This is a genomic window from Nocardioides sp. SLBN-35, from assembly GCF_006715725.1.
GTDB lineage: Bacteria > Actinomycetota > Actinomycetes > Propionibacteriales > Nocardioidaceae > Nocardioides.
This window is the reverse complement of sequence record NZ_VFNU01000001.1, coordinates 246,017-262,969: the sequence shown is the minus strand read 5'-3', so window position 1 is coordinate 262,969 and position 16,953 is coordinate 246,017. Positions and strand designations below refer to the sequence as shown.

Annotated in this window: 15 protein-coding genes and 1 tRNA gene; 6 read left to right on the top strand and 10 right to left on the bottom strand. The window is 72.0% G+C overall.

Annotated features, from left to right (window positions below):
- Positions 1-3: 3 nt before the first annotated feature.
- Together FBY23_RS01265 and FBY23_RS26295 are read left to right on the top strand one after the other, a co-directional pair.
- Positions 4-2,580, top strand: coding sequence for a LuxR C-terminal-related transcriptional regulator (locus FBY23_RS01265; protein ID WP_141796489.1), 2,577 nt, complete (start codon positions 4-6; stop codon positions 2,578-2,580).
- An 80-nt stretch (positions 2,581-2,660) separates the two neighbouring features.
- Positions 2,661-3,287, top strand: a complete 627-nt coding sequence (locus tag FBY23_RS26295; protein WP_186348214.1) for a collagen-like protein — start codon at positions 2,661-2,663, stop codon at positions 3,285-3,287.
- A gap of 102 nt (positions 3,288-3,389) precedes the next feature.
- Here the strand turns inward: FBY23_RS26295 and FBY23_RS01255 are convergent, their stop codons facing one another.
- Entirely contained in the window at positions 3,390-3,698 is a 309-nt protein-coding gene (locus FBY23_RS01255) for a hypothetical protein (protein WP_141796488.1), read from the bottom strand.
- Between the two features lie 182 nt (positions 3,699-3,880).
- On the opposite strand from FBY23_RS01255, the gene FBY23_RS01250 reads away from it, so the two are divergent.
- A complete protein-coding gene (locus tag FBY23_RS01250) occupies positions 3,881-4,387 on the top strand; it encodes a peptidylprolyl isomerase (protein WP_141796487.1) in 507 nt (168 codons plus the stop codon).
- 10 nt (positions 4,388-4,397) lie between these two features.
- Positions 4,398-5,318: a rhomboid family intramembrane serine protease gene (locus FBY23_RS01245; RefSeq protein WP_141796486.1), complete on the top strand. Its 921-nt coding sequence runs from the start codon at positions 4,398-4,400 to the stop codon at positions 5,316-5,318.
- Positions 5,319-5,563: 245 nt separating this feature from the next.
- Here the strand turns inward: FBY23_RS01245 and FBY23_RS01240 are convergent, their stop codons facing one another.
- Complete coding sequence (locus FBY23_RS01240) at positions 5,564-6,070, bottom strand: cell division protein CrgA (RefSeq protein ID WP_141796485.1); 507 nt, start codon at positions 6,068-6,070, stop codon at positions 5,564-5,566.
- Positions 6,071-6,114: 44 nt separating this feature from the next.
- Between FBY23_RS01240 and FBY23_RS01235 the strand changes: the two genes are divergently transcribed.
- Positions 6,115-6,921, top strand: coding sequence for a DUF881 domain-containing protein (locus tag FBY23_RS01235; protein ID WP_141796484.1), 807 nt, complete (start codon positions 6,115-6,117; stop codon positions 6,919-6,921).
- An 86-nt stretch (positions 6,922-7,007) separates the two neighbouring features.
- Here the strand turns inward: FBY23_RS01235 and pknB are convergent, their stop codons facing one another.
- The 7 genes from pknB to FBY23_RS01200 are packed head-to-tail and all read right to left on the bottom strand — an operon-like array spanning position 7,008 to position 16,018.
- Complete coding sequence (gene pknB / locus FBY23_RS01230; RefSeq protein ID WP_141796483.1) at positions 7,008-8,900, bottom strand: Stk1 family PASTA domain-containing Ser/Thr kinase; 1,893 nt, start codon at positions 8,898-8,900, stop codon at positions 7,008-7,010.
- Positions 8,897-10,408 (bottom strand): serine/threonine-protein kinase, encoded by a 1,512-nt coding sequence (locus FBY23_RS01225; RefSeq protein WP_141796482.1) that lies wholly within the window; start codon positions 10,406-10,408, stop codon positions 8,897-8,899. The genes pknB and FBY23_RS01225 overlap by 4 nt, the downstream gene beginning before the upstream one ends.
- 7 nt (positions 10,409-10,415) lie before the next feature.
- The gene (locus FBY23_RS01220; RefSeq protein ID WP_141796481.1) at positions 10,416-11,948 is read right to left on the bottom strand and encodes a penicillin-binding protein 2; all 1,533 of its coding nucleotides are present in this window, start codon (positions 11,946-11,948) and stop codon (positions 10,416-10,418) included.
- Positions 11,945-13,333 carry an FtsW/RodA/SpoVE family cell cycle protein gene (locus tag FBY23_RS01215; RefSeq protein WP_141796480.1) on the bottom strand — a complete coding sequence of 463 codons (1,389 nt, stop codon included), beginning with the start codon at positions 13,331-13,333 and terminating at the stop codon, positions 11,945-11,947. Before FBY23_RS01215 ends, FBY23_RS01220 begins: the two co-directional genes overlap by 4 nt.
- A gap of 8 nt (positions 13,334-13,341) precedes the next feature.
- On the bottom strand, positions 13,342-14,811 hold the full coding sequence (locus FBY23_RS01210) for a PP2C family serine/threonine-protein phosphatase (RefSeq protein ID WP_186348213.1): 1,470 nt from the start codon (positions 14,809-14,811) through the stop codon (positions 13,342-13,344).
- On the bottom strand, positions 14,812-15,276 hold the full coding sequence (locus FBY23_RS01205; RefSeq protein WP_141005251.1) for an FHA domain-containing protein: 465 nt from the start codon (positions 15,274-15,276) through the stop codon (positions 14,812-14,814). It abuts the gene before it with no gap.
- Positions 15,269-16,018 carry a DUF3662 and FHA domain-containing protein gene (locus FBY23_RS01200; protein ID WP_141796479.1) on the bottom strand — a complete coding sequence of 250 codons (750 nt, stop codon included), beginning with the start codon at positions 16,016-16,018 and terminating at the stop codon, positions 15,269-15,271. Before FBY23_RS01200 ends, FBY23_RS01205 begins: the two co-directional genes overlap by 8 nt.
- A 169-nt stretch (positions 16,019-16,187) precedes the next feature.
- Between FBY23_RS01200 and FBY23_RS01195 the strand changes: the two genes are divergently transcribed.
- Positions 16,188-16,271: transfer RNA gene (locus FBY23_RS01195), tRNA-Leu, on the top strand.
- 146 nt (positions 16,272-16,417) lie between these two features.
- On the opposite strand, the gene FBY23_RS01190 is transcribed toward FBY23_RS01195, so the two are convergent.
- Positions 16,418-16,882, bottom strand: coding sequence for a MarR family winged helix-turn-helix transcriptional regulator (locus tag FBY23_RS01190; protein ID WP_141796478.1), 465 nt, complete (start codon positions 16,880-16,882; stop codon positions 16,418-16,420).
- Positions 16,883-16,953: the final 71 nt, after the last annotated feature.

Genomic DNA, 16,953 nt, shown 5'->3' with positions numbered 1-16,953 from the left:
GTCGTGCGCACGATCGGCCGGGAGGCGGAGCTCGAGCGGTTGCGTGCTGCGCTCACCCGGACCGATCGTCATGTGGTGCTCATCGCCGGCGAGGGTGGGGTCGGCAAGACCCACCTGCTCGACGTCCTCGCCGAGGAGACCGCCGCGGTGCGTGCCTACGGCACCTCGGCCATGGCGCAGGTTCCGCTGGGCGCCATGGCGCACCTGGTCGCCCCCACCTCGCTCGTCCTGACCGCGATGGTCGCCGACGTCGTCCGGGCGGTACCCGATCGAGGGGTGCTCGCAGTCGACGACCTCGACCAGTGCGACGAGGTGTCGCTCGGAGTGGCCCTGCGGGTGGCGCGCGACCACGGTCGGACCCTGGTCGCAACCGTTCGAACCCGCGACGGGGTGCTGCCGTCGGTGATCGCGACCTTCGCGCACGATCTCGGAACCGAGGTGGTCACGCTTCTTGCCTTCAGCCGCGAGGACACCGATCGGTTCGTCCAGCAGCTGCTGGACGACGTCGTGGACGCCGGGATCGTGCAGGAGGTGTGGAGCCGGACGGGCGGCAACGCGCTGTTCATCGCGCAGGTCATCGGCGAGGCGCGGCAGTCCGGCACCCTTCACCACTCGCCCGCCGGATGGGTCTCCCGAGGTCGGCTGAGTGTTCCCATCCGGCTCCGCCACGCGCTCCTGTCGCGACTCGCCGGGAGTACCGGGGAGGCCCGCGAGGTGGCCCGCATGGTCGCGTCCGTCGGCCGGATGACCCTCGACGAGGTCGAGCGGTACGGCCCGTCGCCGGCGATCGACGAGCTGGTCGACAACGGCGTGCTGATCTGGGACGGACCGGTGCTGCGCTTCGTGCATCCCCTGTTCGCAGAGGTGCTGTGGGCCGAGGCGTCCCCGCTGGTACGGCGGCGGCTGCTGCGCCGGCACCTCGCCGTGGCGCGCGGCGCGGCTGCCCCGGACGTCGTACGGATCGCGGTGCTGGGCCTCGATGCGGGTGAACGCCCCGACCCGGTCGGCCTGCTCGCCGCGGCACGGCTGGCCAATGCGGGCGGTTCGGCCGAGACGGCTCGCCGGCTGGCGGCCGCGGCAGTCGAGCATGGCGACGGCGATGTCGCGGGCCAGGCGGCGCTGGTCCTCGCCGCCGCCCTCAGCGAGCTGGGCCGCTCGGCCGAGGCCGTCGACGCACTGCAGGGCACGTTGGAACGGATCGAGCCCGGCCCGTTGGCCATCGCCTTGGCCGTCACCGTCCACAAGCTCATCGTGTGGGGCACCTTCGACCTGACCGCTGCGGCAGGTGCACTGCGCGCCGAGGCGCGGCGCTACCCCGATGGCGCGCCAATGGTGCGCGAGTCCTTCGCGATCGCCGAGGCCGACAGCCGGATCTATGCCGCGCAGGCGCACCGCGCCCGGGTGATCCTTGACGGGATCGACCTCGCGAACCTGCCGCCGGTGCTGAGCACGCTGCACGCGACGACCCGCGCCCACGTCCTGACCCACCTCGGACACACGGGCGAGGCGCTCGACCTGGTCGGCGCCACCCTCCAGCTGGCCCTCGACCAGCCGCACGAGGTCATCCCTGGGACGCGTGATCGGCTGCTGACGATCGCCAGCCACGCCGCCCGCGAGCATGGCAGCTACGCGCTCGCCGTGGAGTACGGCGAGCGCTCCCACGACGGAGCGCTGGCCGACGGCACCGTGGTGGGTCGGGCCTGGGGCGCCGTGGTCGCGTCGGCGGCGTGGGGCCAGGTGGGTGATCTCGATGCGGCGGTGCTGTGGGCCCGACGCGCACTCGTGGCCGCGACAGCCTGCGGAATGGTCGACGCCGAGCGGCTCGCGATCGCGATGCTCATGATGTGCGCCGGAAGTCGCGGACAGGCGGTCGCACCGGAGCTGCTGGACCGACTCGGCGCGCTGCCCGCCGGCGTGGGCTTCCTACGTCACCACATGCCGATCGCCCACGCGTGGGCCGAGTTCGGCGCCGGCAGGTCCGGTCGGGCGCGGAGCCTCCTGCGTGCCGGCGAGCACGCGGCCCGCGAGGTCGACGCCCGGGTGGCCGAGTCCTGGATCCTGCACGAGCGGGTGCGGATGGGGGACCGCGACGGCGTCGCCGCGCGGCTCGTGGCGCTCGACATCGACTCGCCGCTGGCTGCGGCGCGGCTGCGGCTCGTCACCGCCCTCGACGACCGCGACGGTGCGAGCGCCGCCGCGGCGGCCGAGGACTTCCTCGAGCTCGGCGCCGTCCTCGCGGCGGCGGAGGCCGCGGCCGAGGGGGCCCGGCTGCTCACCGGTCGGGCCGCGGCGGCCGCCCGACGCCGTACCAGCGAGCTCGCGGCGCGGATCGGCAGTCCGACCACGCCGTTGCTCGTCGGCCTGCCGCAGGATCCGCTCAGCCGCCGCGAGCGCACGGTGGCCGAGCTCGCCGCCGACGGCGCGTCCAATGCCGAGATCGCCGAGCGCCTGCACCTGTCGGTGCGCACGGTCGAGAACCACCTGAGCCGGGTGTACGCCAAGCTCGGCGTCGCCTCGCGCACCGATCTCGCCGCAATTGAGTGGTCACCACTCAATCCCCCGGGCCCTCTCCGTTCCTAGCCTCCGTGGGACCGGGCGGTCCCGCCCGGCTCTGTCGCCGCACCCCGATCGGGCGGGGTCTCGGAAGGGAGCACCACCCCATGACCATCGTTCGCAGGCTCCTCGCGCCGGGTGTCGTGCTGGCCACGATCCTGGCCCTCGCACTCGCCGGGGGCTCGTACGCCGCCGGCAAGATCACCGGCAAGCAGATCGCGAAGAACGCCATCACCTCCAAGCACGTCAAGGACGGCAGCCTGGCCACCGCCGACCTCTCGCCCGCCGCCGTCGCCGCGCTCAAGGGGGCACCCAGCGAGAAGGGTGCGACCGGCGCGCCCGGACCGACGGGGCCGGCCGGTGCCACCGGCCCGCAGGGCAGCGCCGGTGCCCAGGGGCCGCAGGGTCCCGCGGGTGCCCAGGGACCGCAGGGTCCGGCAGGTGCCCAGGGACCGCAGGGTCCGGCCGGGATCCTCGGCCTCGTGAAGGTCGAGACCGCCGACTCGGTCGCCGGCAACGCGGAGAAGACGACCTGGGCGAACTGCCCCGCGGGCAAGGTGTTGATCAGCTGGGCGCTGAGCAATGCGGCCAACATCGACGACCTGGTGACCACGCCGAAGCACGCGGGCTACGACCTGTTCGGCTTCCCGACCGGCATCGGCATCCGCGTGTCGAACCTCGTCCCCGGGACGAACGGCTACACCCTCGTGGCGCTCTGCGCCAGCCGGAGCTGAGCCCACACCGGTCCCGGGACCGGCGGGGAACAGCCGCAGGGGCGGTGCGGAGGTCCGCACCGCCCCTGCGGCGTACGCGGGTTGCGCGCGATCCTCGAGCGCTCAGTCGCGCGGCTCCTCCGGCAGCGGGTCGGTGAGCGGGTCCGGGCGCTCGTCGGCCGGAGCCGGAGGCGGCGGGACCTGGTCGGGCTCGTCGATCGGCTCGGGTGCGTTGTCGACGAGCAGCTCGTCGGGCGCCTCGGTCGGCGCTGGCGGCGTCGGCGGCGTCGGTGTGGTCGGTGTGGTCGGTGTGGTCGGCTCGGGCGCGGACTGCCACGGGGAGTCGTTGCCTCCACCCTGCAGCTTCTTCGCCACCGCGGTCACGATCGCCCCCAGTGCACCGAGGGCCACCAGCTTCTTCAGCTTTCCCATCCCGAGCTCCCTTCGTCGTTCCCGACCCGGCCGGGTCGACGACTCCATCCCACCACGTCCCCGGCGGCGGGGGTCAACCCCTGGTGGGTCGGGGGCCAGGCCTGTGGCGGGGCGTGCGGCCGTCAGTAGGATCGAGTTCGTTCCGCACCACACCCGTACCACCTGGAGACGAGGCAACTTCCATGGCAGAGCAGCAGGCCGTCCTGAAGACCAACAAGGGCGACATCACGCTCAACCTGTTCCCGAACCACGCGCCGGAGACGGTCGCCAACTTCGTCGGCCTGGCCAAGGGCGAGAAGGCGAACTCGGCGAAGGGTGCGGGCGAGCCGTTCTACGACGGCCTGATCTTCCACCGCGTCATCGAGGGCTTCATGCTGCAGGGCGGGTGCCCGCAGGGCACCGGCACCGGCGGCCCTGGCTACCAGTTCAAGGACGAGCCGCACCCCGAGCTCACCTTCGACAAGCCCTACCTGCTCGCGATGGCCAACGCCGGCCCGGGCACCAACGGCTCGCAGTTCTTCATCACCACCGCGCCGACGACGTGGCTGAACTTCAAGCACACCATCTTCGGTGAGGTCGCCGACCAGGCCTCCCGCGACGTCGTCGACGCGATCGACAAGACGCCGACCGGCCGCAACGACCGTCCCGTCGACGACGTCGTCATCGAGTCCGTCGAGATCATCGGCTGACCCACCCCGCATGAGCACCCCTCCGGTCGGAGTGCCGACCTGCTACCGGCACTCCGACCGCGAGACCTGGATCCGCTGCCAGCGCTGCGAGCGCCCGATCTGCCCCGACTGCATGCGCGAGGCGTCGGTGGGCTTCCAGTGCCCCGAGTGCGTCGCCGAGGGCCGCAGGTCGGTGCGCCAGGCGCGCACGGCGTACGGCGGCCAGATCACCGGCAACCCCGGGGCGGTCTCGATCGCGTTGATCGGCATCAACGTCGTCGTGTGGATCGCGATCATGGCGTCGGGCCGCTACGGCAGCAAGCTGTACGATCTGTTCGCGCTCGCCGTCCGCGGCTCGTGCCGCGAGGACAACGGCACCTACTACCCGTTCGTCGACAAGGCGTCCTGCCACGCCGGCACCACCGCGCACTGGGCCGACGGCGTCAGCGACGGCGCCTTCTGGCAGCTGCTCACCTCGATGTTCACCCACGTCGAGCCGTGGCACCTCGGCTTCAACATGCTCGCCCTGTGGGTGCTCGGTCCCCAGCTCGAGTCGATCCTGGGCCGCGGCCGCTACCTCGCGCTCTACCTGCTCTCCGGCCTCGCCGGCTCGGTGGCGGTCTACTGGCTCGCCGGTGAGCAGACCACGACCGTCGGTGCCTCCGGCGCCGTCTTCGGCCTGATGGGCGCGCTGGTCGTGGTCGGCCTCAAGCTCGGCGCCAACATCCAGAGCCTGCTGATGTGGATCGGCATCAACGTGGTGCTGACCTTCACCCTCTCCAACGTCTCCTGGCAGGGACACTTCGGCGGTCTCGCCGGTGGCGCGGCCATCGCCGCGGTGCTGGTCTACGCCCCGAAGGAGCGTCGTACCGCCGTCCAGGCGGCCGGCCTCTCCGCGATCGGGGCGGTGCTCGTCGTCGCCACCCTGGCCCGCACGCTCGCCCTCAGCTGACCCGGCAGAAAGTGGCGCCTGATTCGGGCCGACCCGGCAGAAAGTTCTGCCGGGTCGGCGTGGTTTTCGAGCCACTTTCTGCCGGGTCGGCGTTTTCCCCAGGGTTGTCCACCGCTGTGGATGAATGACACGGGTGTAGTTCTCCCCAGCTGTGGACAGCCCTGGGGAAAACGGGCTGTGGAAAAACGACCGCGCCGGCGGACCAGGACGGTCCAACGGCGCGGCATGCGACGGGACGGGGAGGCCTACTCCCAGCGGGTGGCGAAGGCGAAGCCGACGGCCATGAAGCCGATGCCGACGAACAGGTTCTTCTGGCCCAGGTCGTTGAGGATCGGGATGTCCTTGGGGTCGTTGCCCGTCAAGAAGATGTAGAAGATGCAGATCCACAGCAGGCCGACGATGAAGCAGGCGAGCATGCTGATCACCACGCCGCGACCACGGCCCATCGGGGTGGACGGGTGGGCGGAGATCATCAGGCCGAGGAAGAACGCGATGAACCCGATCAGGTAGTTCTTGGCCTCGAGATCGGCGAAGAAGGACGGCCCACCGGGCTGGCGGACCTTGCCGTTGGATCCGATGCTGCCGAACCCGTCGGTGGGCCGGATGCCGAAGTAGTAGTAGATGATCCAGCCGATGCCGCCGAGGATGAGCACCAGCGCGATGGCGAAGCGGATGCTGAGCAGCGGGCCGCGATCAGGGTCGCCGAAGACCTCGCGCTCCTTGCGCTTCGACAGGCGGGACGACTTCGCCACGGGTGGCTCCTCGATCAGGTTCAGTGGTGGTGGACACTGTCAGTATGACGGGTGCCCACGCCGGAGGTACGACGGGCCGCCGACCCGAGGCGCGCAAGCGCTCCTGGGCGTGGCGGGTCGGCACACCCGCGGTCGTGCTGCTGAGCGGCGCCCTGTTGGCCGTCTCGGCCACCAACAGCGAGGGATCCGACCTGCGGCCGGGACGGTACACCGATCTCGCGGGGCTGGTGGAGGGCGAGGCGGCCGACTACCGCAAGGTCGAGGAGCACTACCAGGAGCTGTCCGACCAGGTCGACCGGCTCAGCGCCGGCGTCGGCGACAAGGGCGTGCGGGAGGCGCGGCGCGAGATCGCCCAGCTGCGGGACCCGGCCGGCATGACGCCGCGCACCGGTCCCGGCCTGAAGATCACCCTGTCCGACGCGCCCGAGGAGCTCCTCGACGAGGCCGTCGAGCGCAACAAGCACCTCGACCCCGACGACCGGCTCAACCTCAACCGGTTCGTCGTGCACCAGCAGGACATCCAGGCCCTGGTCAACGCGCTGTGGCGCGGCGGCGCCTCCGCGGTCACCATCGCCGGCCAGCGGGTGATCTCCACGACCGGCATCCGCTGCAAGGGCCCGGTCGTCCAGCTCCAGGGCGAGCCCTTCCCGCAGCCCTACGTCATCGAGGCGGTCGGCGACGCCGGCGAGCTCTACTCCTCGGTCTCCGAGGACCCGATCGTCGCCGGCTACCGCAAGGACGCCGACAACCCGCTCATCAAGATGGGCTGGGAGCTCGACTTCGAGGACCGGATCGAGGCGCCGGCGTACGACGGCCTGGTCGACCTGCAGTACGCCCGGCCCCTGCGCTGAGATCCCTCTAACCGTTCGATCGAACGATCTGGGGGACTTCTTGGCGCCAGGTTCCCTCTAACCGTTCGATCGAACGGTTAGAGGGATCACGGGCGGACGCGGCCCAGCGGGTTGCGCGGGTCGGTCCCGGCGGCCACCTCGGCGCCGTCGCTGACCCCGTCGCCGTCGGTGTCCGGGTTGGTCGGGTCGGTGCCGCGGGTTGCCTCGTCGGGGTCGGGCAGGCCGTCGCCGTCGGTGTCGGTGACCGGCGGCGGGGGCTCGTAGGTCGAGACGAAGATGACCACGTTCGAGCCCTTCGCCAGGGTCCCGTTGGCGGGGATCTGCTCGGTGACCCGGCCCTTCTTCTGGCTGGTGTCGTCGGCCGACGCGGCCCGGACGACGGGCACGAAGCCGGCGTCGCGGATCGCCTGCTCGGCGGCGGCCTGCTTCATGCCGACCACGCTCGGGACCGTCTCGGGGCCGTCGGAGAGGCACAGCTCGACCGTGGCGTCCTGGTCAACCATCGTGTTGGCGGGCGGGTTCTGCTCGACGACGGTGTTCTTGGGCTCGTCGGTGTCGCACTCGCGCTCGGTGATGTTGCGCTCGGCGATCCCCGCGTCGACCAGCATCTGGACCGCTTCCTTCCGCTTCTGCTCGACGACCGAGGGCAGCGCGAACTGCCCCTTGCCGAGCGAGACCACGAAGCTGACTCGGCTGCCCGCCTCGACGTAGTCGTCACCCACCGGGTCCTGCTCGATGACCCGGCCGGCCTCGATGGTGTCGTCGTTGCGCACGCTCACCGTGCCGACCTCGAAGCCGGCCTTGCCGATCGCGGCGCGGGCGTCGTCCTCGGTCATCCGGACCACGTTCGGGACGCGTTCGGGTGGCGGGATGCTGTCGAAGAGCCGCGGCAGCACGAAGAACGCGGTGCCGATCAGCGCGGCGATGAGCAGGCCGAGGAGCACCCACAGGGTCGCCCGGCTGCGGCGGTCGCTCTCCCGGTCGCGGTCGGGGGGCAGCGGCTGCCGGATCGCCGTCTCGTGGTGTTCGACCGGGGCGGCGTGCCGCGGCGCGACGACCGACGTCTCGCTGGTCTCGGAGGGCAGCACGGCCTGCACCGGGCGGCCCGCGAGGTAGCGCTCGATGTCGGCACGCATCTGCGCGGCCGACTGGTAGCGGTCCTCGACCCGCTTCGCGAGCGCCTTCATCACGATCGCGTCGACCTCGGGGGTGAGGTCGTCCTCGTGCCGCGACGGGGGTACGGCGGGCTCGCGGACGTGCTGGTAGGCGACCGCGACCGGCGAGTCGCCGACGAACGGCGGCCGCCCGGTCAGCAGCTCGTAGAGCAGGCAGCCGGCGGAGTAGACGTCGGAGCGGGAGTCGACGGTCTCGCCGCGGGCCTGCTCGGGGGAGAGGTACTGGGCGGTGCCGACGACGGCCGCGGTCTGGGTCATCGAGGACTGGGCGTCGCTCATCGCGCGGGCGATGCCGAAGTCCATCACCTTCACGTCACCCGACGGGGTGAGCATGACGTTGCCGGGCTTGATGTCGCGGTGGATGATCCCGGCGCGGTGGCTGTAGTCGAGCGCCGACAGCACGCCGCTGGTGATCTCCAGGGCCCGCTCGGGCAGGATCTTGCGGCCCTCGCGCAGGATGTCGCGCAGGGTGCGCCCGGCGACGTACTCCATCACGATGTAGGGCACGACCTCGGTGCTGCCGTCGAGGTGGGTGGTGCGCTCCTCGCCGGTGTCGTAGACCGCGACGATCGCCGGATGGTTGAGCGAGGCAGACGACTGGGCCTCGCGCCGGAACCGGGCCTGGAAGGTGGCGTCGCTGGCGAGGTCGGTGCGCAGCCGCTTGACGGCCACGACCCGGCCCAGCCGGGTGTCGGTGCCCTTGCGCACCTCGGCCATGCCGCCCCGGCCGAGGAGCTCACCGAGCTCGTACCGTCCGCCGACGACGGTCCGGCCGGCGCCGGGCTCGTGCGGAGGAGTGGTCACTGGACACCACCTGTCAGGTCGGTGGGAGCGGTGGGCAGGGTGATCGGGCTGCTGGGCTCGGTGGGCTCGGTGGTCGGCTCCTCCGGGGCCGGACCCCAGTAGTAGACGATCACGGAGTCGCCCTCCTGGAGGGTGCCGTTGCGGGAGAACCGGGACACGGTGCCCTCCTCGCAGCTGCCGTCGTTCTCGACCTGCTCGGAGGACACGCGCAGGCCCGCGTCCTGCAGGTCGGAGACCGCGTCGTGGTAGTCGGTAGAGCAGACGTAGGGATCCTCGTTGACCTCGACCGTCTTCGGCGCCTCGGTGGTGGGCTCGGTCGTCGGCTCGGTGGTCGGCTCGGTGGTGGGCTCCGTCGTGGGCTCCGAGGTCGGCGTCGTCGTGTCGTCGACCACCGGGGTGTCGTCGTCGCGGTTGCCGAGCAGCAGCACGGCCGCGACCACGGCGAGGATGACGAGCACGATCACGGCGACCGCGATCGGCCACGGCGACCTGCGCCTCTCGTCGTCCTCGCCGTCCGGTGCGGGACGCGCGCCACCGGCGTACGCCGAGGGGCTGTCCAGGCGGCGCATCGGCTGCGACGGCGGGTTGGCGGGGACCGGGACGGGCGGCACCACGCCGGTCAGCACCCGGGTGCCGTCGTCGGGCTCGGGGCTCGCGGCGGCGGCCGCCACCTCGGGCGAGCGGAGGGCCTCGGCGAAGGCGGCGCCGTCGGCGTACCGCTCCGCGGGGTCCTTGGCCAACGCCCGTCGTACGACGGCCGCCAACGGACCGGGCACGCTCGGCGGCAGCTGGGGCACCGGCTGCTGGAGGTGGGCGAGCGCGGTCGCGACCGGCGTCTCGGCCTCGAACGGTCGGCGCCCGGACAGGCACTCGAAGGCCACCACACCGAGCGAGTAGACGTCGGAGGCGGGCGTCGACGGGTTGCCGCGGGCCTGCTCGGGGCTGAGGTACTGCGGCGTACCCATCACCGACCCGGTGCGGGTCAGCGCGACCGAGTCGAGCGCGCGGGCGATGCCGAAGTCGGTGATCTTGACCGTGCGGTCGGAGGTGACCAGCAGGTTGGCGGGCTTCACGTCGCGGTGCACGATGCCGGCGCGGTGGGCCACGCCGAGCGCGTCGGCGGCCTGCGCCATCAGGTCCTGCACGACCCCCGTGTCGAGGGTGCGGCCACTCGCGCGGGCGTTGGACAGCAGCGCCGAGAGGGGCTGGCCGTCGACCAGCTCCATGACGAGGTACGGCGGCAGGTCGCCACCGTCGTCACCGGCGCCGTAGTCGTAGACCCCCGCGATGCCCGGGTGGTGCAGCGCGGCGGCACTGCGGGCCTCGCCCTCGAACCGGCTGCGGAACGTCGCGTCGTCGGCGTACTCGGGCTTGAGGACCTTGACCGCGACCGGCCGGCCGAGTCGGGTGTCGGTCGCGCGCCAGACCACGCCCATGCCGCCGGTGGCGATCACGGAGTCCAGGCGATAGCGACCTGCCCGGTCGGCGTACCTGCTCTGCTCGGTCACTTCGCCATCACTTCTTCAGCACCGCTTCCATCACTGCCTTCGCGATCGGACCACCGAGCTGGCCGCCCGCGATCTCGCCGCACGCCACGTCCGGCGCCTCTTCGATCATGACTGCCACCGCCACCTCGGCGTCCTCCGCAGGGGCGAAGGACACGAACCAGGCGTACGGCGGCTTGCCGCCCGCGCTGCACAGCGAGTCGCCGCGCTGCGCCGTACCGGTCTTGCCGGCCACCTTGACGCCGTCGATGGCGGCGGGCGAGGCCGTGCCGTTGTCGACGGTGGCCTGGAGCAGCTGGGTGAGCTCGCCGGCGGTCTGGGCGGAGACGGCGTGCTCGTTGAACACCTCGGGCTCGGTGGTGCGCAGCACGTTGAACCCGGCGGTCTGCACCTTCTCGACCAGATAGGGCCGCATCAGCGTGCCCTGGTTGGCGATCGCCGCGGTGACCATGGCCATCTGCAGCGGGGTCGCCTGGACGGTGTTCTGCCCGATGCCGGTCTGCGCGGTCTCGGCGAGGCTCAGCTCACGGGTGCCGCCGCCCTCGCTCTCGGGGACCTCGACGCTGGCGGGGTAGACCGACTGCACCTGGCCCTGCAGGTCGCGCAGGTAGTCGCTGTTGAAGCCGAAGGCCTCGGCCTGGGCGCGCATCTTGTCGGGCCCGACGTCGACCGCGAGCTGCGCGAAGGTCGTGTTGCACGACCACTCCATGGCGGTGGCGAAGGAGATCTTCGCCGGGCTGCACTGGCCGCGGCCGTCGTTGCCGATGCGGTGACTGGTGCCCGGGGGCTGGTACGTCGCACCCGCCGGCACCTGGTCGCCCGCGTGGAACTTGCCGTTCTCGATCGCGGCCGCCGCGGTCACCAGCTTGAAGGTGGAGCCCGGGAACAGCCGGGTGCGGATCGCGCGGTTGAGCAGCGGCTCACGGTCGTCGGCGTCGAGCGCCTTGTAGGCCTCCGACGCCTTCGTGGAGTCGTGGCTGGCCAGCTCGTTGGGGTCGTACGACGGGTAGCTGGCCATGGCGAGCACCCGGCCGGTCTTCGGCTGGATCGCGACCACCGAGCCCTCGCCGCGCGGGCCGAGCGTGTCGCGCAGGCCCTCGAACGCGGCCTTCTGCGCGGCGGCGTCCAGGGTGAGCACGACATTGCCGCCCTGCGCGGTCTCGCCCTTGAGCAGGTCGACCAGGCGGGTCACGAACAGCTGCGGGTCCTCGCCGGTGAGCACGGCGTTCTGGCTGCGCTCGATGCCGGTCTGGCTGCCGAGCTGGAGGTAGCCGGTGACCGGGGCGAACATCCGGGCGCCGGCCTCCGGGTAGACGCGCAGGTACTTGTAGCGGTCGTCGACCGGCTTGCTCGTCGCCACCGGCTCGTCGCCGACGATGATCTGGCCCCGCTCGCGGCTGTAGGACGCCTCGGCGACACGGGCGTTGCGCGGGTCCTTGTTGTAGGAGCTGGACTTCACGAACTGCACGTAGGTCACGTTCGCCATCAGGGCGAGGAACAGGAACATGCAGAAGATGGAGACCGCTCGGATCGGCTTGTTCACTTCTCGGTCACCACCTTCACGATCTGGGTGGCCTGCTCGTCCGGGTCCTCCGCGTCGGGGGCGAGGTCCGGGAGCGGCCGGCGGGCCTGGTCGGAGATGCGCAGCAGGATCGCGATGATCACCCAGTTCACGACCAGCGACGAGCCGCCGTACGACAGGAAGGGTGTGGTCAGGCCGGTCAGCGGGATCAGCCGGGTGACGCCGCCGATGACGACGAAGACCTGCAGCGCGAAGACGGCGGCGAGACCGGTCGCGACCAGCTTGCCGAAGCCGTCGCGGGAGATCAGCGCCGCGCGCAGCGCCCGCTCGACCACGAGGCCGTAGAGCAGCAGCACCGCCATCACGGCGGTCAGGCCGAGCTCCTCGCCGATGGCGGCGAGGATGAAGTCCGACTCGACGTAGGGCACCCGCTGGGGCATGCCCTCACCGAGGCCGCGGCCCACCAGCCCGCCCCACGCGAAGCCGTAGAGCGCCTGCACCAGCTGGTAGCCCTTGCCGTCGGCGTCGGCGAACGGGTGCAGCCAGATGTCGACGCGGCTCTGCACGTGGCCGAAGATGCGGTACGCCGCGGTGGCGCCGCCGAAGAACAGGAGGGCGCCGACGACCAGCCAGCCGGGGCGCTCGGTGGCGACGTACAGCATGACCAGGAAGAGGCCGAAGAACAGCAGGCTGGAGCCGAGGTCGCGCTGCAGCACCAGGATGCCGAGGCTGACCACCCACATCATCAGGATCGGGCCGAGGTCGCGGCCGCGGGGCAGGTCGACGAAGACCACGCGGCGCCCGGCCAGGGCGAGCGCGTCGCGGTGGACGACGAGGTAGCCGGCGAACGTGATGACGAGCAGCAGCTTGGCGACCTCGCCGGGCTGGAAGCTGAACGGGCCGAGCGAGATCCAGATCTTCGCGCCGTTGATGGAGGTGCCGAGGCCCGGGACCATCGGCAGGATCAGCAGCACGATCGCGGCCAGGCCCGAGGTGTAGGTGAACCGGGCGAGCAGCCGGTGGTCGGGCAGCGCGATCAGGGTGCCGACGAAGAGCGCGACGCCGAGCGTCATCCAGGTCAGCTGCTGGCTCGCCAGGCCGGTGTCCTTGGCCAGGTCGACGCGGTGGATGATCGCCAGGCCCAGGCCGTTGAGGGCCGCCACGACGGGCAGCAGCACCGGGTCGGCGTACGGCGCGACGATGCGGACCGCGACGTGGGCCGCGACGACGAGCAGGGTCAGCCAGCCGCCGTACCCGATCAGGTTGGCGGGCACCTCGCCGTCGACGCCGAGGCCGACGGCGGCGTAGGCACCGATGCCGACGATGAGCGCGAGCACGAGCAGGAACAGCTCCGCGCCCCGCCGGCGGCGGTGCACGAATCCCATCAGTGCGGAGTTGGCGGGCATGGCCGGTGTCACGACCCCTGCGGGCCGAGGGTGGTCAGGTCGGCCGCGCCGCCCTCGGTCGGGGTGGTGAACGGGGACGCCGAGTCGGCCGGCGGCGTGGTGGAGGTCGTGGCCGGCGGCGTGGTCGCCGGCGGCTCCTCGGGCTGGCGGCCGTTGGCGCCGATCCGGGTGATCGCGGCGCGGGCCCGCTCGACGCTGCCGTAGATCATCGCGCCGCCCCGGACCTCCTCCTGCGTGGACTCCTGCAGGTCCGCGACCTCGAGGTCGGAGACCTCGTAGACGTGGGAGAGACCGGGTACGTCGACGCCGCGGTAGATGACGACGTAGCCGTCGCTGTCGCCGCTGCCTTCGCCGACGTAGTACTTCTGCTGGCTCCACCAGTAGGCCGTGCCGAGGGCGATCCACACGATGCCGAGCACGATCGCGGCCGCCAGCAGGCGCCGGGCCCAGGCGAACCGCGGCGGCGGCTGGGGCGCGTAGCGCAGCGCCTCGGGGTCGACGATCGGGTCCTCGGGGATCGCGTAGCCGACCCCCTCGGGGATCTCGGCGGGCACGGGCTCGAGCTCGCCGGTGTCGCCGGAGCGGTGGCCGCGGAACAGGCTGCGGGGCCGGCGCCGGCTCATGTCGGCGGCCGCGCCGACCACCATCGCGTCGGCCGGAGGGTGCTCCTCCGGGTCGACCACGTCGGCGACCACGCAGGTCACGTTGTCTGAGCTGCCCGCGTCGAGGCTCGCCCGCACCAGCTCGATGGCGGAGAACTCCGGTGTCCCGTCGGAGAGCAGCTCGGTGAGCCGGTCGTCCTCGAGCACCCCGCACGCGCCGTCGCTGCACAGGAACAGCCGGTCGCCCGGCACCAGCTCGAGCGCGAACAGGTCGGGCTCCACGTCGTGGAGGCCGTCGAGCGCCTTGAGGATCAGGTTGCGGTGGGGGTGGACCCGCGCCTCCGCCTCGGTGATCCGGCCCTCGTCGATCAGGCTCTGCACGAAGGTGTGGTCGTTGGTCAGCTGCGAGAGCTCGCCGTCGCGCAGCAGGTAGGCCCGGGAGTCGCCGATGTGGCCCACCGCCAGCCGCTGGCCGTCGAACAGCGCCACCGTCGCGGTCGTGCTCGTGCCGTTGAGGGCGGGGTCCTGGTCGACCTGGGCGCCGATCGAGACGTGTGCTTCGTGCAGGCCGTCGTTGATCCGGTCGATCACGTCGACCGAGCCGGGCGCCTCGTCGAGCTGGCGCAGCTCGCTGATCGCCGTACCGGACGCGATGTCGCCGCGGGCCGCGCCGCCGACGCCGTCGCACACGGCCAGCAGCCACGGGCCGGAGTAGCCCGAGTCCTGGTTGTCCTTGCGCACCCGGCCGACGTCGGACACGGCGTACCCGTCGAGCTGGAGGAGCGGGCGCGTCACCGGCAGCGGTACGTCGACCGTGTCGGGCTGCGGGTCGTGCGGCACCTCGTCCGGCTCGGCCGGGAAGGTCTCGTCGCTCATCTACTTCCTCAGCTCCACGATGGTCTTCCCGATCCGGATCTGCGAGCCGAGGCCGACCGGGACGGGCTGGGTGAGCCGCTGGCTGCCGAGGTAGGTGCCGTTGGTGGAGCCGAGGTCCTCGACGTACCACTGGCCGCCGGACTCCACGATCCGCGCGTGGCGGGTGGACACGTAGTCGTCGTCGAGGCGGATCGCCGCGTCGTTGCCGCGCCCGATCAGCACCGGCGCCTGCGACAGGTCGGCGACGATGCCGGTGTTGACGCCCTGGACGACCTCGACCTTGGTCGGCTGGCCGCGCCGCGGGCTGGCCGGCTTGGGCGCGCGCGGCTGCTTGCCGGGTGCCGCCGGCGCGGGCACGCGGGCCCCGAACATGTCGGAGCGGATCACCGAGATCGCGGACAGCACGAAGATCCACAGGATCGCGAGGTACGCGATCCGGACGAGGAACAGGGTCAGCTCAGACACCGTCGACCACCTGACTTGTCTCCTGGAGCAGTCGGAGAACGAGGGACGTGTGCCCGATCTGGACCCGGGAGCCGTCCTGCAGTGCGGCCCGCGCCACCTTCTGCCCGTCGACGCGGATGCCGTTGGTCGAGCCCATGTCGTGCACCTCGACGTGGACCGGGCCCGCGGTCGTCGTACCGGACTGGGGGGTGGGGGAGGTGATCAGGAACTCGGCGTGTCGCCGGCTGATGCCCGGGTCGTTGATGCGCAGGTCGGCCTCGCTGCCGCGCCCGACGACCAGGCCAGGGGCGCGCAGCGGGTGCTGCGTGCCGTTGACCTCGAGCACCGCCCGGGTGCGCTGGGTGCTCGAGCGCCGGTTCTGGTCGGTGACCTCGGCCTCGGCCTGGCTGCGCACCCGGAACCGCCCGGTCCCGAGGTCCTCGGCCGACTCGAACGCGATCCGGATCGGGCCCGGGAAGACGTACGACTGCAGCTCGGCGTGCTCGGTCAGCTGCGTGGTCAGTTCGGTCGCCAGCGCGGAGTCGTACGGCGCCAGCCGCTCCAGGTCGCCCTCGGACAGCTCCACCACGAAGCTGTTGGGCACCAGCCGCCGCTGCCGCGACAGCACCTGCGCCTTGTTGTCGAGCTCGCGCTGCAGCGCCGCGGCCACCTCCACGGGCTGCACCGCACTGCGGAAGGTGCGCGCGAACACGCCGGAGATCGCCTGCTCGAGCCGCTGCTCGAACCGCTGCAGTCCACCCACGTCGCTCGCCCTCCTTCCGCACGCCTCACTCGCCGGGCCCCCTGCCCGACGGTCCCACGATCGTATCGGTGGCGCCTCGTCGTACCCGGGACGTTGGGTGGCCCGCCCCCCGTTTTGGGCGTGGGGCGCGGGCTGGGATAACCTTGCCCGGCTGTCGCATGACAGTGACGCGCGAGTGGCGGAATAGGCAGACGCGCACGGTTCAGGTCCGTGTGTCCGAAAGGACGTGGGGGTTCAACTCCCCCCTCGCGCACGTCAAGCGAGATGGCCCCTGACCTGCTGAGAAGCAGGGAGGGGGCCATTCGTGTTCTTGCTCGCGCACACTCCACGTACACACGGCCACGATGCAGCGCCCGTCCGGACCGTCGCCCGCCCTGCGTCACCCGTCGCCGGCCGCGGTCAGGGACGCTGGGTGAGCCAGCCGGGCAGGTCGCCGACCGGGCGGTCGCCGGCGATCGTGGCGAGCGCATCGACCAGCGCGGCGTACCGCAGCGGTCCGAGCAGGTGGCGCCAACGCTCGGCGACGCGCTCGAACCCGGCCTCGCTGGCGGACAAGAGGTCCTCGGCACGGGGACTGCGGCGCAGCAGCACCGCCCGCCGGTCGCCCGGCACCGGCGCCCTGGTGAGGTAGCCGGACTTCTCCAGTCCGGCCGCCGTCTTCGCCGCGGCCTGCTTCGAGACGCCGAGGCGCTGGCCGAGCTCGTTGATGGTGCAGCCGTCGGGACCGATCGCCTGCAGGGCGAAGCCGTGCAGCGGGCGGGCCTCGGGGTGTCCTTGCTCGGCGAGCTCCCCGTGGAGCGCGTCGACGCCGTCGCGGAAGGCACCGGCGAGCAGCAGGACGACTCGCCACGCGGGCTCGCCCACGACGCCACCTCCTCGTCCGAGACCTGATCGACAACCTGGTTGACGGTATCGCAAGCGGGGCCTACGGTGAT

Coding starts and splice junctions, on each gene's coding strand:
- FBY23_RS26295 (WP_186348214.1), top strand. CDS start 2,661: ATGACCATCGTTCGCAGGCTCCTCGCGCCGGGTGTCGTGCTGGCCACG.
- FBY23_RS01235 (WP_141796484.1), top strand. CDS start 6,115: ATGACGGGTGCCCACGCCGGAGGTACGACGGGCCGCCGACCCGAGGCG.
- FBY23_RS01255 (WP_141796488.1), bottom strand. CDS start 3,698: ATGGGAAAGCTGAAGAAGCTGGTGGCCCTCGGTGCACTGGGGGCGATC.
- FBY23_RS01250 (WP_141796487.1), top strand. CDS start 3,881: ATGGCAGAGCAGCAGGCCGTCCTGAAGACCAACAAGGGCGACATCACG.
- FBY23_RS01215 (WP_141796480.1), bottom strand. CDS start 13,333: ATGCCCGCCAACTCCGCACTGATGGGATTCGTGCACCGCCGCCGGCGG.
- FBY23_RS01245 (WP_141796486.1), top strand. CDS start 4,398: ATGAGCACCCCTCCGGTCGGAGTGCCGACCTGCTACCGGCACTCCGAC.
- FBY23_RS01210 (WP_186348213.1), bottom strand. CDS start 14,811: ATGAGCGACGAGACCTTCCCGGCCGAGCCGGACGAGGTGCCGCACGAC.